This is a genomic window from Streptomyces sp. NRRL F-6492, from assembly GCF_001280125.1.
GTDB lineage: Bacteria > Actinomycetota > Actinomycetes > Streptomycetales > Streptomycetaceae > Streptomyces.
In genome coordinates, this window is the sequence record NZ_LGEG01000027.1 from 1 (window position 1) to 14,525 (window position 14,525).

The 14,525-nt window shown below is 74.1% G+C and carries 12 protein-coding genes; 6 read left to right on the top strand and 6 right to left on the bottom strand.

Annotated features, from left to right (window positions below; translation table 11 throughout):
* Positions 1-76 precede the first annotated feature (76 nt).
* Positions 77-1,015, top strand: coding sequence for a LysR family transcriptional regulator (locus tag ADL08_RS04815; protein ID WP_053640780.1), 939 nt, complete (start codon positions 77-79; stop codon positions 1,013-1,015).
* Positions 1,016-1,086: 71 nt separating this feature from the next.
* Here the strand turns inward: ADL08_RS04815 and ADL08_RS04820 are convergent, their stop codons facing one another.
* Entirely contained in the window at positions 1,087-2,715 is a 1,629-nt protein-coding gene (locus tag ADL08_RS04820) for an amidohydrolase (RefSeq protein ID WP_053640781.1), read from the bottom strand.
* Between the two features lie 275 nt (positions 2,716-2,990).
* Entirely contained in the window at positions 2,991-3,641 is a 651-nt protein-coding gene (locus ADL08_RS04825) for a TetR/AcrR family transcriptional regulator (RefSeq protein ID WP_053640782.1), read from the bottom strand.
* A gap of 69 nt (positions 3,642-3,710) precedes the next feature.
* Here ADL08_RS04825 and ADL08_RS04830 point away from each other — a divergent pair, with 69 nt between their 5' ends.
* Positions 3,711-5,165 (top strand): purine-cytosine permease family protein, encoded by a 1,455-nt coding sequence (locus ADL08_RS04830; protein ID WP_053640783.1) that lies wholly within the window; start codon positions 3,711-3,713, stop codon positions 5,163-5,165.
* Positions 5,166-5,175: 10 nt separating this feature from the next.
* Here the strand turns inward: ADL08_RS04830 and ADL08_RS04835 are convergent, their stop codons facing one another.
* From ADL08_RS04835 to ADL08_RS04845, 3 genes are all read right to left on the bottom strand, one after another.
* On the bottom strand, positions 5,176-5,871 hold the full coding sequence (locus ADL08_RS04835; RefSeq protein ID WP_053640784.1) for a gamma-glutamyl-gamma-aminobutyrate hydrolase family protein: 696 nt from the start codon (positions 5,869-5,871) through the stop codon (positions 5,176-5,178).
* A gap of 27 nt (positions 5,872-5,898) precedes the next feature.
* The gene (gene eat / locus ADL08_RS04840; RefSeq protein ID WP_053640785.1) at positions 5,899-7,368 is read right to left on the bottom strand and encodes an ethanolamine permease; all 1,470 of its coding nucleotides are present in this window, start codon (positions 7,366-7,368) and stop codon (positions 5,899-5,901) included.
* A 123-nt stretch (positions 7,369-7,491) separates the two neighbouring features.
* Positions 7,492-8,220: a FadR/GntR family transcriptional regulator gene (locus tag ADL08_RS04845; RefSeq protein ID WP_053640786.1), complete on the bottom strand. Its 729-nt coding sequence runs from the start codon at positions 8,218-8,220 to the stop codon at positions 7,492-7,494.
* An 89-nt stretch (positions 8,221-8,309) separates the two neighbouring features.
* On the opposite strand from ADL08_RS04845, the gene ADL08_RS04850 reads away from it, so the two are divergent.
* The 4 genes from ADL08_RS04850 (at position 8,310) to ADL08_RS04865 (ending at position 13,199) form a co-directional block, all read left to right on the top strand.
* Positions 8,310-9,674, top strand: a complete 1,365-nt coding sequence (locus ADL08_RS04850) for a glutamine synthetase family protein (RefSeq protein ID WP_053640787.1) — start codon at positions 8,310-8,312, stop codon at positions 9,672-9,674.
* Between the two features lie 23 nt (positions 9,675-9,697).
* Entirely contained in the window at positions 9,698-11,053 is a 1,356-nt protein-coding gene (locus ADL08_RS04855) for an aldehyde dehydrogenase family protein (protein WP_199836950.1), read from the top strand.
* Between the two features lie 5 nt (positions 11,054-11,058).
* On the top strand, positions 11,059-11,844 hold the full coding sequence (locus ADL08_RS04860; RefSeq protein WP_053640789.1) for a 3-oxoacyl-ACP reductase: 786 nt from the start codon (positions 11,059-11,061) through the stop codon (positions 11,842-11,844).
* Between the two features lie 98 nt (positions 11,845-11,942).
* Positions 11,943-13,199: an HAD family hydrolase gene (locus ADL08_RS04865; RefSeq protein WP_053640790.1), complete on the top strand. Its 1,257-nt coding sequence runs from the start codon at positions 11,943-11,945 to the stop codon at positions 13,197-13,199.
* A 12-nt stretch (positions 13,200-13,211) separates the two neighbouring features.
* Here ADL08_RS04865 and ADL08_RS04870 read toward each other — a convergent pair whose 3' ends face one another.
* Positions 13,212-14,414: an amino acid deaminase/aldolase gene (locus ADL08_RS04870; protein ID WP_053640791.1), complete on the bottom strand. Its 1,203-nt coding sequence runs from the start codon at positions 14,412-14,414 to the stop codon at positions 13,212-13,214.
* Between the last annotated feature and the right edge of the window lie 111 nt (positions 14,415-14,525).

Here is a 14,525-nt window from a genome sequence, read left to right on the forward strand (position 1 = left end):
GGCGGGTACGGCTCCGGGGGGTACGGCTTCGGGGGGTACCGCCCCCGGGGGTGGCCGCGCGTCCGGCAGCGGGTCCGTGTCCGGTGCCGGGAGCGCCCGGCCCCACCTCTCCCACCGCGTCCCCGACCTCGGCGCGCTCGAACTGCTTCTCGCCGTCGCCCGGCACGGCAGTCTCGGGGCCGCCGCCCGTGAGGTCGGGATCACCCAGCCCGCCGCGAGCAGCCGGATCCGCTCCATGGAGCGGCAGCTCGGGATGGCCCTGGTCGACCGTTCGCCGCGCGGCTCCCGGCTCACCGACGCGGGCGCCCTCGTCACGGACTGGGCGCGGCGCATCGTGGAGGCGGCGGAGGCCTTCGACGCCGGGGCGCAGGCCCTGCGCGGCCGGCGCGACTCGCGGCTGCGGGTGGCCGCGTCCATGACGATCGCCGAGTACCTGCTGCCCGGCTGGCTGATCGCCCTGCGCGCCGAGCGCCCGGACACCGCCGTGTCGCTCCAGGCCGGGAACTCGGCGGCCGTCGCGGAACGCCTCTTCGCGGGCGACGCGGACGTCGGCTTCGTCGAGGGCCTCGCCGTGCCGGACGGCCTCGACGGCGTGGTCGTCGCCCACGACCGCCTCGCGATCGTCGCCGCCCCCTCGCACCCGTGGGCCCGCCGCCGCGCCCCGCTGGACCCGGCGGAGCTGGCCGCGACCCCGCTGGTGCTGCGGGAGCGCGGCTCGGGCACCCGCCAGGTCCTCGACGCGGCCCTCTCCGCCCACGGCGGCCTCGCGCGCCCGCTCCTCGAACTCGCCTCCACGACCGCGGTGAAGGCCGCCGCCGTCAGCGGGGCGGGCCCGGCGGTCCTCAGCGAACTCGCGATCACCGAGGAACTGGCCTCCCGCCGCCTGGTCGCCGTTCCCGTCGCGGGGGTGGTGCTGCGCCGGGACCTGCGGGCCGTCTGGCCCGCCGGCCACCGCCCCGCGGGTCCGGCCCGCGACCTGCTCTCCCTGACCCGCGACCGGCCCCGGGGCCGGTGACCGGGGGGCCGGTGACCGGGGGCCGGTGACCGGGGGCCGGTGACCGGGGGCCGTTGACCGGGGGCCGGTGGTCAGACGGTCGCCGCGCGGTGGGTGACCCGGCCGTCGAGGACCGTCAGCAGGACCGGCAGCTCCGGCAGGTCGGTCGCGGCCGTGGTCAGCGGGTCGCCCCCGAAGACGGCCAGGTCGGCGCGGTGCCCGAGGGCGATCCGGCCCGCCTCGTGCTCCTCGCCCGCCGCGTACGCCGGAGCCGTCGTCATCCCCCGCAGCGCCTCCAGCGGCGACAGCGCCTGCTCGGGGCCGTGCGGCGCCCGGTCGAGGTCGCGGCTCGGGCGCCGGTGCCGGGCCCCGGCCATCACGCCGAGCGGCGGGAACGGCGCGATCGGCCAGTCCGAGCCGAGGACCACGGCCGCCCCGGACTCCAGCAGGTCCTGGCAGCGCCACGCGCGCGAGGCGCGCTCCTCGCCGAGCCGGCGCGACCAGTTGTCGGTGTGGTCGGCGCGGGTGAAGTCGCAGCAGTGGGTGGGCTGCATGGAGGCGAGGACGCCCAGCTCGGCGAAGCGGCGCAGGGTGTCGTCGGGGACGGTCTCGATGTGCTCGACCCGGTGCCGCACCTCGCCGCCGCCCGAGGCGCGCGCCTTCTCGACGGAGTCGAGGACGTGCCGGACGGCCGCGTCCCCGATGGCGTGCGTCGCGGTGGGCACGCCCGCCCGGTGCAGGGCGCCGACGATCCTCGTGTACGCCTCGGGGTCCGGCCAGAACGCGTGCGTGGACTCGCCGTGGCAGTCGGGGCGCTCCAGCCACGCGGTGCCGTTGTCGATGGTCCCGTCCATGAAGAGCTTCACGCCGGCGACCCGCCACAGGTCCCCGCCGGTGCCCTGCTGCCCGATCAGGGCCCGTACGCCGTCGACGTCGGTGCCGGGCTGGCACCAGGGCGCCACCCGCAGCCGCAGCGGCAGCTCGCCGGCCGCGTCCAGCTCCCCGTACAGGGCGAGGCTGTCGCCGTTGGCGTCCATGGCGTGGCCGCCGGTCAGGCCCGTGGCGGCCATGGACCGCAGCGCGGCCGCGAGCCGCTCCCGGCTCTCCTCGCGCGTCGGCTTCGGGGCGACCCGCTCGACCAGCTCGCACGCGGCGTCCTCCTGGAGGAGGCCGGTCGGGCGTCCGTCGGCGTCGCAGACGACCTCGGCGGAGGCCTGGTCGAAGGTGCGGGGGCCGTCGACCCCGGCGAGTTCGAGGGCCCGGCGGCTGGCGAGGGCCGAGTGGGCGTCGAAGAGCAGCAGGAAGGCGGGCACCCCGTCGAGGACGGAGTCGAAGGGGGCGGTGCCGACGGGGCGGTCGCCGAAGACGTTCGGGTCGAGGCCCCAGCCGAACAGCCACGCCCCGCGCTCCAGGGTCCGCACCTCGCGGGCGAGGGCCTCCCGCACGTCGTCGAGGTCGGCGCAGTACGACAGGTCCAGGCCGTGCGTCAGCTCGGCGCCGGTGACCGGGTGCACGTGCCCGTCGACGAGGCCGGGGGTGACGACGGCCCCCCTGAGGTCGATCACGGTGGTGCCCGGTCCGGCGAGCGCGCGGATCTCGCGGTCGTCGCCCAGGGCCGCGATCCGGCCCTCCTCGGAGACGGCGAGCGCGGTCTCCGGCAGGAACGCCCCCGTGCCGGGGTCGAGCAGACGGGCGGAGAGCAGGACGAGACGGGTGCGCACGGTGGCTCCAGGAGGGGTTGCGGGGTTTTCTTCACAGGCACAGGCACAGGCACAGGCCACAGGCACGGGCACGGGCACGGGCGCAGGCACGGGCACGGGCAGTCGGCCAGTGCAGACGGTCGGTGCGGATGCGGATGCGGATGCGGATGCGGATGCGGATGCGGATGCGGATGGGGATGGGGTCGTGTGTACGGGTGCGGGGGACGGGTTGCGCGTGCGTGCGGGCCCCGTCCGGGCGACCCGCCCCGTACGGGAGCCCCCGTACCGCGGGCCGATCACCCCGGTACGACCGGCAGCGCCGTCTCCGTCAGTGCCCCCGCCACCAGGCCGAGTTCGCGTTCCGCCGTGGTGACGGCCATCCGGGTCACCGCCTCCGGCCGGTCGCCCCGGTCGGTGTTGGCGTGGGCGCCGAGGCCGTCGAGGACCACCAGGATCTGGATGGCCGTCGCGCGCGGGTCGTCCGTGCGGAACTCGCCCCGCTCGACGCCCTCGCGGATGAGCCCTTCGAGGCGGTCGTCGGAGGCGCGCTCCTGCTCGGCGACCCGGTCGCGCAGGACGGGCCGGTAGCGGCTGAGGTGCCGGGCGTTGATCCACAGGCGGCTGATGTCGTCGTACGCCTCTCCGGCGGAGAGGGCGAAGTAGCGCGCGAGGTACTGCGCGGGGGTGCCGTGCGGCCGCTCGGCGGGCAGCAGGGAGTCGAGCTCGCCGGTGGAGGCCACGGCGAACGCCTCGGCCACCAGGTCCTCCGCCGAGGGGAAGTAGTGGCTGATCAGACCCGGTCGCACGGCCAGCTCCTCGGCGATCCGCCGCAGGGTGACGCACTCCAGGCCCTCGGTCAGGGCGACCCGGGCCGCGGTCCGCACGATCTCCGCCCGCCGGGCTTCCGGCGTTTTCCGAACTCGCTTGCGCTGGACGCTTGACGACATACCGGGGATGCTATTGAGTGTGCGACCAATAAGCAACCAGGTGGGCACCACACGCTTCCGGAGGGCCGCATGGCTTCCACGATCCCCGACCAGGACCCGGCCTCCCGGGCCGCCCAGGTCACCCCTCCGGCCGCCGGCCGGCCCGGCCGCGTCGAGGCCCACGGCATCGACCGCGTCCCCGACGAGGAGCGCCACGGACACCCCCGCGAGCTCTTCTCCGTGTGGGCCGCGGCGAACGTCAACTACCTGAGCCTGGTCATCGGCGGCGCCCTCGTCCTCATGGGACTGAGCCTCTGGCAGGCCGTCGGCGTGATCGTCGTGGGCAACCTCTTCTGGCTGCTCACCGGGCTGCTCGCCACCCCCGGCCCGGTCGCCGGCGCGCCCAGCGAGGTGATCACCCGGGCCGTGTACGGCGTCCGGGGCAACCGCGTGAACAACGCGGTCGGCGGCTGGCTGGTCTCCGTCTGCTACTTCGCGCTCAACCTGGCCGCCGCGGCCACCGCCGCCTTCGCGCTCGTGGCGAAGACCGGCATCGCGGTCACCGTCCCCGTCGAGGTGGCCGTCGTCGTGGTGATCGCCGCCCTCACGCTGGTCATCAGCGTCTACGGGCACGGCCTGATCATCAAGCTGTACCTGCCGATCACGCTCGTCCTCGCCGGAGCGTTCGCCGTCGTCGCGTTCGCCGTCCTGCGGCACGCCGACCTCTCGTACGCCCCCGCCGCGCGCCTCTCCGGGACCGAGCTGTGGTCCCTGCTCCTCGCGGGCACCACGATGATCGCCTCGGGCCCGCTCTCGTACACCACGAGCGCCGACTTCTCCCGCTACCTGCCCCGCACCGCCCCGAAGGGGGCGATCGTCGGCTGGACCGCCCTCGGCGCCTTCCTGCCCAGCGTCGTGGTCTGTTCGCTCGGCGCCCTCGCGGCCACCGCCGTCGACATGACCGACCCGCAGACCGCGCTCCAGGAGGTCCTGCCCGGCTGGTTCGCGCCGGTCTTCCTGCTCGCCCTGGTCCTCGGCACCGTCGCCATCAACGCCCTGACCGCCTACAGCGCCGGACTCGCGCTCCAGGCCGTCGGCCTGCGCGTCCGCCGCTCCGTCAGCGTCCTCCTCGACGGCGCCGTTGCCGTCGCCCTGACCCTGTACGGCGTCCTCGTCTCCGGCTTCCTGGACACCGTCGGCAACGCCCTCCAGGTGATCACGGTCCTGGTCGGCCCCCTGACGGCCGTGTACGCCACCGACGTCCTGCTGCGCCGCTGCCGCTACGACGGCGCGGCGCTCTCCGACGAGACCCCCGGCGGCCCCTTCTGGTACGCCGCCGGGGTCAACCCGGCCGGGGCGTTCGCGCTGGTCGCCGGCGTCGCCGCCGCCTCCCTGTGCGCCAACACCCTCTACACCGGGCCGGTCGCCGCGGTCCTCGGCGGCCTCGACCTCTCCCTGCCCGTCGGCATGGTCCTCTCCGCCGCCCTCTACGCCTTCATGATGCGGGGCGACCGCACGGTGCTCGCCGCCCGTACGGCCGCCTGACCGCCGCCCGTCACACCCGGGCCGTCGCCGCCTCCGCCGCCCGGACCAGTCCCCGCATCACGCGCGTGTCCTCGCCCATCTCCGGGTGCCACTGCACGCCGAGGGTCCAGGCGGGGGCGGCCAGTTCCACCGCCTCCACCGTGCCGTCCTCCGCGTGGGCCGAGGCCGCGAGCCCCGCGCCCAGCCGGTCCACGGCCTGGTGGTGGTAGGTCGGGACCTCGGCCCGCTCCGGCACCAGGGAGGCGTAGAGGGTGCCCGGCACCGGCTCGACCGCGTGCCGGCCCATCACCCCGACCGCCTCCGTGTGCCCGTCCAGGTGCTGGACCAGCGTGCCCCCGAGGGCCACGTTCAGCAGCTGCATCCCCCGGCAGATCCCCAGGAGCGGGGTGCCGGAGGCGAGGGCCGCGTCGACCAGGGCCAGCTCCCAGGAGTCCCGCTCCCTGGCCGGCGGGCCGGTACGGGGGTCGGGCTCGGCCCCGTACCGTACGGGCTCCACGTCCGCCCCGCCCGCCACGACCAGGCCGTCGAGCCGGGCCACGACCGCCGCGGCGGCGGCCGGGACGTCCGGCGGGAGCATCACCGCGTGCCCTCCGCCCTCCCGTACGAGCCGGGGGTACGCGGCGGGGAGCAGCGCGGCCTCCATGTCCCACACCCCCCAGCGGGCCCGGTTCAGATAGGTGGTCACGCCGATGAGCGGTGCGGACACGACAACTCCTCAGGAAGGGGCGGGATTTCAGCCGCGTTCGAGTTCGGCCTCGGCCGCGGCGAGCGCCGCGAACTCCTCCTCGGGGGCCTTGGCCACCAGGTGGTGCCGACTGTAGAACGCGAAGTAGGCGAGGGCGATCACGTACACCCCGAGCGCCATGAACGCCGCCGTCCGGTCCACCAGGAAGGTCGCCACCAGGGCCGACAGGGCCAGGACGAAGGCCACCGACGAGGTGACGGTGCCGCCGGGCGTGCGGTACGGCCGGTGCAGGTGCGGCTCGCGGCGGCGCAGCACGATGTGCGAGAGCGCCATCAGGGCGTACGAGATGGTGGCGCCGAAGACCGCGATGTTCAGCATCCGGGCCCCGTTCCCGGTGCCGGCCGCGAGCGCGAAGCCGATCGCGCCCGGGATGAGGAGGCCCAGGTAGGGCGACTTGCGGCGGCTGGTCAGGGAGAGGAAGCGGGGCAGGTAGCCCGCCCGGGAGAGGGCGAAGAGCTGGCGCGACCCCGCGTAGATGAGGGAGAAGAAGGAGGCGACCAGACCCGCCAGGCCCGCGTAGTTCACGAACCGGCTGAGCGCCGTCGGCTCCCCGTCGCCCTGGAGCGCCACGACCAGCGGGTTCCCCGCCTCCTGGACGGCGGCCGCGCCGCGCGCCCCGGTGGCGGCGAAGAAGGTCATCACGGCGAGCAGCACCAGGACGCCGAGCGAGATCGCCAGCGCCTTCGGCATCGACCTGACCGGGTCCTTCGCCTCCTCGGCGGCCAGCGGCACCCCTTCGACGCCGAGGAAGAACCACATGCCGAAGGGGAACGCGGCCCAGATCCCCAGCAGGCCGAACGGCAGCCAGGAGTTCGACCCGAAGGCCTCGCCGTCCACCGGGATGTCGTTCAGGCCGTCCACGTGGAAGTCGGTGAACGCGCCGAGCGCGAAGACGACCAGGGCCGCGACCGCGATCACCGTCACCACCAGGCTGAACCGCAGCGCCTCGCCCACGCCCCACAGGTGGATCCCGATGAAGAGCGCGAAGCAGACCAGGTAGACCGGCCAGCCGGACTCCAGGCCGAACAGTCCCAGGGACTCGACGTAGTCGCCGATGAAGATGGAGATCGCGGCGGGGGCGAGGATGTACTCGATGAGGATCGCGGTGCCGGTGAGGAAGCCGCCCCAGGTGCCGAGCGCCCGGCGGGCGAAGCCGTAACCGCCGCCCGCCGTGGGCAGGATGGCGGAGAGCTCGGCGAGCGCGAAGACCAGACAGGCGTACATCGCGCCCATCAGGACGGTGGCGACGGCGAGTCCGCCGAAGCCGCCCTTCGACAGGCCGATGTTCCAGCCGGAGAAGTCCCCGGAGACGACGTAGGCGACGCCGAGTCCGGTGAGCAGCAGCCAGCCGGCGCTGCCGCGGCGCAGCGCCCGCCGCTTCAGGTAGTCGTCCTCCGGCGGGGCGCCGCCCCCGGACGTGCCCCCGGACGTGCTCCCGGTCGTTTCTTCGAGCGTCATGGCAGCGTCAGCTCCCCGCAACGGGCCCAATGGATTGAGGCCATACCTTTGCGCCGCCCCGGCGGGAACGCAACCCCCCTGCGTTACTTTCGGGTTACGGGCCCGCGGCCCCGCGGGCGCCGTTCACGTCAGGAAGCCCCGCAGCAGCGCCGCCGTGCCCGCGCAGTGCTCCCGCATGACCTCGCGCGCCGCGTCCGCGTCCCCGTCGAGGACCGCCTCCACGAGCGCGGTGTGCTGGTGCTGGGAGTGCTCCAGGTTCCGCACGAGCAGCGGGATGCAGTCGAGCAGGTCGTTCACGGTCGCCCGGACCGCCGCGTACTGGGCCGTCAGGGTCGGCGAGCCGGACAGCTCCGCGAGCGTGAGGTGGAGCAGGGTGTCCTGGCGCCGGTAGTCGCCGAGCGGGGCGTCGTGGGTCGCCGCGAGGGCGGACCGCAGCCGCCCGGCGCCCGCCGCGTCGAGGCCGTGGGCCGCGCACAGCCCCGCGGCCCCCACCTCCAGGACCTCGCGGAAGCGCAGGGCGTCCTCCATGTCGACCGAGGCGATCCGGCGGCGCAGCTCGTCCTCGTCGCCCGTCCGGGTCCGGGGCAGCACGAACGTCCCGCCGTACCGGCCGCGCCGGCTCTCCACGAGCCCCTGCTCCTGGAGGACCTTGAGGACCTCGCGCAGGGTCACCCGGCTGATGCCCATCCGGTCGGCCAGCTCCCGCTCGGCGGGCAGCCGCTCCCCGTCCGGCACCAGGCCGAGCCGTACCACCTGGAGGATCTGCTCCAGGGCCTCCTCGAACCCGTTGCCCGCCCGCACCGGCCGCAGCACGGGCGTCAGCCGGTCCGCCGATTCACTCGTACTGGCCACGTTCTCGTTTCCTTTCCGCCGGCACTTCCCAAGCAATGGTCTTCCGCAATACCTTATGGCTTCCGGCAGGCCGAAGGAGGAGCAATCCCGTGGCAGACCGCACACCCCCGCTCACCGTCGAGGAGCTCCGTGCCCTCGTCGCGAGCGGCGAGATCGACACCGTAGTCCTCGCCTTCCCCGACATGCAGGGACGGCTCCAGGGCAAGAGGTTCGCCGCGCAGTTCTTCCTGGACGACGTCCTCGGCCACGGCACCGAGGGCTGCAACTACCTCCTGGCCGTCGACACCGAGATGAACACCGTCGACGGCTACGAGATGTCCTCCTGGGACCGCGGCTACGGCGACTTCGCCATGCACCCCGACCTCACCACCCTCCGCCGCCTCCCCTGGAACGAGGCCACCGCCATGGTGACGGCCGACCTCGCCTGGGGCGACGGCACCCCCGTCGTCGCCGCGCCCCGCCAGATCCTGCGCCGCCAGCTCGAACGCCTCGCGGAACACGGCCTCACCGCCCACGCCGGCACCGAGCTGGAGTTCATCGTCTTCAGGGACAGCTACGAGCAGGCCTGGGACGCGAACTACCGCGGCCTCACCCCCGTCAACCAGTACAACGTCGACTACTCCGTCCTCGGCACCGGCCGCGTCGAGCCCCTCCTGCGCCGCATCCGCAACGAGATGACCGCCGCCGGGCTCACCGTCGAGTCCGCCAAGGGCGAGTGCAACCCCGGCCAGCACGAGATCGCCTTCAAGTACGACGAGGCCCTCGTCACCTGCGACCGGCACGCCGTCTACAAGACGGGCGCCAAGGAGATCGCCGCCCAGGAGGGCTACTCGCTCACCTTCATGGCGAAGTACAACGAGCGCGAGGGCAACTCCTGCCACATCCACCTCTCCCTCCAGGACGCCGAGGGCACGAACGTGATGGCCGGGGACGACGAGCACGGCATGTCGGCGACCATGCGGCACTTCCTCGCCGGACAGCTCGCCGCCCTCCGCGACTTCTCCCTCCTCTACGCCCCCAACATCAACTCCTACAAGCGCTTCCAGCCCGGCTCCTTCGCCCCCACCGCCGTCGCCTGGGGCCACGACAACCGCACCTGCGCCCTCCGGGTCGTCGGCCACGGACGCTCCACCCGCTTCGAGAACCGCCTCCCCGGCGGCGACGTCAACCCCTACCTCGCCGTCGCCGGCCTGGTCGCCGCCGGCCTCCACGGCATCGAGCAGCGCCTCGAACCGCCCGAGCCCTGTACGGGGAACGCCTACGCCGCCGACTACGCCCACGTCCCCACCACCCTGCGCGAGGCCGCCGAACTCTGGGAGACCAGCGAGATCGCCAAGGCCGCCTTCGGTCCCGAGGTCGTCGCCCACTACCGCAACATGGCCCGCGTCGAACTCGACGCCTTCGACGCCGCGGTGACCGACTGGGAACTGCGCCGCTCCTTCGAACGCTTGTGAGGCGAACGCTTGTGAGGAAAGAGTTGCTCCAGGTACTGAACCCGGCGACCGGGGAAGAGGTCGCCACCGTCGAGGCCGCCACCTCCGCCGACGTCGACGCCGCCGTCACCCGGGCCGCCGCCGCCCAGCGCGGCTGGGCCGCCGCCGCGCCCGCCGACCGCGCCCGGCTGCTGCGCCGCTTCGCCGCCGCCGTCGACGAACACGCCGAGGAACTGGCCCGGTTGGAGGTCACCGAGGCGGGACACACCATCGGCAACGCCCGCTGGGAGGCCGGCAACGTCCGCGACCTGCTCGAATTCTCCGCCGGGGGGGTGGAACGCCTCAACGGGCGCCAGATCCCGGTGGCCGGCGGCCTCGACGTCACCCTCCTCGAACCCCTCGGGGTCGTCGGCGTCATCGCGCCCTGGAACTTCCCCATGCCGACCGCCTTCTGGGCCACCGCGCCCGCCCTCGCCGCCGGCAACGCCGTGCTCCTCAAACCGGCCGAGACCACCCCGCTCACCGCGCTCCGCCTCGCCGAACTCGCCCTGGGCGCGGGCCTGCCCGAAGGGCTCTTCCAGGTCCTCCCCGGCACCGGCCCGGTCGCCGGGAACGCCCTCGTCGAACACCCCGGCGTCGCCAAGATCGTCTTCACCGGCTCCACCCGGGTCGGCAAGGCCATCATGGCCAAGTGCGCCGAACGCGTGAAGCGGGTCACCCTCGAACTCGGCGGCAAGAGCCCCAACATCGTCTTCGCCGACGCGGACCTCGAAGCGGCCGCCGCCGCCGCCCCGATGTCCTTCCTCGACAACAGCGGCCAGGACTGCTGCGCCCGCACCCGCATCCTCGTCCAGCGGAGCGCGTACGACCGCTTCCTGGAGCTGCTCGCCCCCGCGATCGAGGAGATCGTCGTCGGCGACCCCTCCGACGAGCGCACCCAGATGGGCCCGCTCATCTCCCGCGCCCAGCTCGACCGCGTCCGCTCCTACGTCCCCGACGACCTCCCCGGCATCCGGGGCAAGGCCCCCGAGGGCCCCGGCTTCTGGTTCCCGCCGACCGTCCTCACCGGCCTGCCCGAGGACGCCCCCTGCGCCGTCGAGGAGATCTTCGGACCCGTCGCCGTCGTCCTCCCCTTCGAGGACGAGGCCGACGCGGTCCGCCTCGCCAACGCCACCGAGTACGGCCTGTCCGGCTCGATCTGGACCCGGGACGTCGGCCGCGCCCTGCGCGTCTCCCGCGCCGTCCGCGCCGGCAACCTCTCCGTCAACTCCCACTCCAGCGTCCGCTACTGGACCCCGTTCGGCGGCTACCAGCAGTCCGGCCTCGGCCGCGAACTCGGCCCCGACGCCCTGACCGCCTTCACCGAAACCAAGAACGTCTTCATCAGCACGGAGGCCTGAACCGCATGAGCACCGAAGAGATCGTCTGCCGCCGTCTGGTCGGCCGCACCGCCGTCATCACCGGAGCCGGCAGCGGCATCGGCCTCGCCACCGCCCGCCGCCTCGCCTCCGAAGGCGCCAACGTCGTCTGCGGCGACATCGACGAGACCGCCGGCAAGGCGGCCGCCGAGGAGGTCGGCGGCACCTTCGTACGGGTCGACGTCACCGACCCCGAGCAGGTCGAGGCGCTGTTCAAGACCGCCTTCGACACCTACGGCTCCGTCGACATCGCCTTCAACAACGCCGGCATCTCGCCCCCCGACGACGACTCCATCCTGGAGACCGGCCTGGAGGCCTGGAAGCGCGTCCAGGACGTCAACCTCACCTCCGTCTACCTCTGCTGCAAGGCCGCCCTGCCCTACATGCGCCGCCAGGGCCGGGGCTCCATCATCAACACCGCCTCCTTCGTCGCGATCATGGGCGCCGCCACCAGCCAGATCTCCTACACCGCCTCCAAGGGCGGCGTGCTCGCCATGTCCCGCGAGCTGGGCGTCCAGTTCGCCCGCGAGGGCATCCGCGTCAACGCCCTCTGCCCCGGGCCCGTCAACACCCCGCTCCTCCAGGAGCTGTTCGCCAAGGACCCCGAGCGGGCCGCGCGCCGCCTCGTCCACATCCCCGTCGGCCGCTTCGCCGAGGCCGACGAGATCGCCGCCGCCGTCGCCTTCCTCGCCAGCGACGACTCCTCCTTCGTCAACGCCACCGACTTCCTCGTGGACGGCGGCATCGCGGGCGCGTACGTGACCCCCCTCTAGCCCCTCCTCTTCCCTCGTTTCCCCCGTTCCCGGCAGCCGGGCGTCGCAAGGCGCCCGGCTGTCCGCGTACCGCCCACCGGATACCGACAGGAGTGCCCGTGAACCACCGGCTCCGCACGTCCGCGACCGCCGCCGCGCTCGCCCTCGCCGCGACCACCCTCGTCTCCGCCGCCCCGGCCGGGGCACACCCCGGTGCCTGCCCCGCCCTGAACGCCTCCACCGGCTGGTACGGCGACAACCGGGCCCGGCTCGACCGCCTGATCGCCGACCACTGCGCCGACGGGAGAACGAAGGGGAACAAGCCCCTCGCCGTCTTCGACTGGGACAACACCGTCATCAAGAACGACGTCGGCGACGCCACCCTGTACTGGCTCCTGCGCAACGACCGCGTCCGCCCGCCCCGCGACGACGACTGGTCCACCACCAGCCGCCACCTCACCCCCGCCGCCGCGACCGCCCTGCGCGCGGCCTGTCCCGCCGGCGGGCGCACCCTGCCCACCGCCACCGACACCCGCTGCGCCGACGAGATCCGCTCCGTCTACACCGACGGCGCCACCACCGGCGGCAGGGCCGCGTTCGCCGGCTTCGACCACCGCCGCACGGAACCCCAGTACGCCTGGCTGGCCCAGCTCCTGCGCGGCTGGACCACCCGCGAGGTCGAGTCCTTCGCGGCCGCCGCCCGCGCCGAGAACCTCGCCGCCCCGCAGGGCGCCACCCAGCGCGTCGGCACCGCCCGGGTCACCGGCTGGATCCGCCACTACGAGCAGCAGCGCGACCTGATCCGCACGCTCCGGAAGGCCGGCTTCGACGTCTGGATCGTCTCCGCCTCGCCCGAACCCGTCGTCGACGTCTGGGCCCGGGGCGTCGGGATCGACCCCTCGCACGCGATCGGCATCCGCAACACCACCGAACACGGCCGGCTCACCGCCCACTTCAAGGGCTGCGGCACCGTCCGCGACGGCGAGGACACGATGATCACCTACATCGACGGCAAGCGCTGCTGGATCAACCAGGAGATCCTCGGCGTCCGGGGCCCCGCCGCCGAACGCGTCCAGCCCGCCTCCCGACGCCAGGTCCTCGCCGCCGGGGACTCCGACACCGACGTCTCCTTCCTGCGGGACGCCACCGGCCTCCGCCTGGTCCTCAACCGCAACAAGAACGAGCTGATGTGCCGGGCGTACGAGAACGGCGACGGGCGCTGGCTCGTGAACCCGATGTTCATCGAGCCGAAGCCCCCGAAGGCCACCCCGTACCCCTGCGCCACCACCGGCTACACGGCCGGCGACGGCACGGCGCGGCCGGTCCGCCGGGCCGACGGCAGCGTGATCCCCGACCAGCGGGACACGGTGCACTAGCCGCCGGAGGGACTACAGGAAGGTACGGCCCTCGCCCCGGTACGTCGGCACGGTCGCCGTGATCCGGTCGCCCTCGACCAGGTGCAGGCTCTCGAACCGCTCGCACAGCTCGCCGGCCTTCGCGTGCCGGAACCACACCTTGTCGCCGATCCGCAGGTCGTCGGCCGGCGAGCCGAGCAGCGGGGTCTGCACCTCGCCGGCCCCCTCCTGCGGGTCGTAGCGCAGTCCCTCCGGCAGGTACGGCACGGGCAGCCGGTCCCGGCCCGCCGCCCCGGAGGCGGGGTACCCGCCGCCGAGCACGGTCACCACGCCCATGCCCGGCCGCCGGACCACCGGCTGCGCGAAGAGCGCGGCGGGCCGGCCGCTGAAGGACGTGTAGTTGTCGAAGAGGCGCGGCACGAAGAACCCCGAACCGGCGGCGATCTCCGTCACCGCGTCCTCGGCGGCCGTGTGCTGCACGCTGCCGGTGCCACCGCCGTTCACGAACTCCAGGTCCGGCGCCACCGCCCGCACGGCCCGCACCACGGCCGCCCGGCGCTCCGCCAGCTCCCTGCGGGCGGCGGACTGCATCAGCCGGATCGCCCGCGACCGCAGCGGCCGGCCCACGACCGCGTCCCCGACGCCCGCGACGTGCCCCTCGTACGCCATGATCCCGACCAGCCGGAAGCCCGGGCGGCGCACCACCGAGCGGGCCAGCTCCGCCAGCTCGGCGGGCTCCCGCAGCGGGGAGCGGCGGGCGCCGACCCGGATCCGGCCGCCGAGCAGGCTGAGCGCCGTGTCCAGCTCCAGGCAGACCCGGACCTCCTCCGTCCCTCCCGCGCGCGAGGCGTCGATCAGGTCCAGCTGCGCCACGTCGTCCACCATCACGGTGACGGCGGCGGCCGGCTTCGGGTCCTGCGCCAGCTCCCCGAACCCGGCACGGTCCGCCGACGGGTACGCGAGGAGGACGTCCTCGAACCCGGCACGGGCCAGCCACAGCGACTCGTCGAGCGTGAACGACATGATCCCGGCGAAGCCCTCCCGCGCGAGCGCCCGCTCCAGCAGCGCCCGGCACCGCACGGACTTGCTCGCCACCCGTATGGGCTTGCCCCCGGCCCTGCGCACGAGGTCCGCCGCGTTGGCGTCGAAGGCTTCGAGGTCGACGATCGCCACGGGCGCGTCGAGGTGAGCGGTGGCCCTGTCGTAACGGGCCCGGTCGCCGGCACGGGGAGTCATGGCCCGAGCTTGCCAGACAGGTTTACGGGTGGGTAGCCCCTGAGTTCCCGCACGGCGGGGAACAGCCCGTAGAGTGACGGGCATTGTCGACACGAGCGGGAGACGGGGATG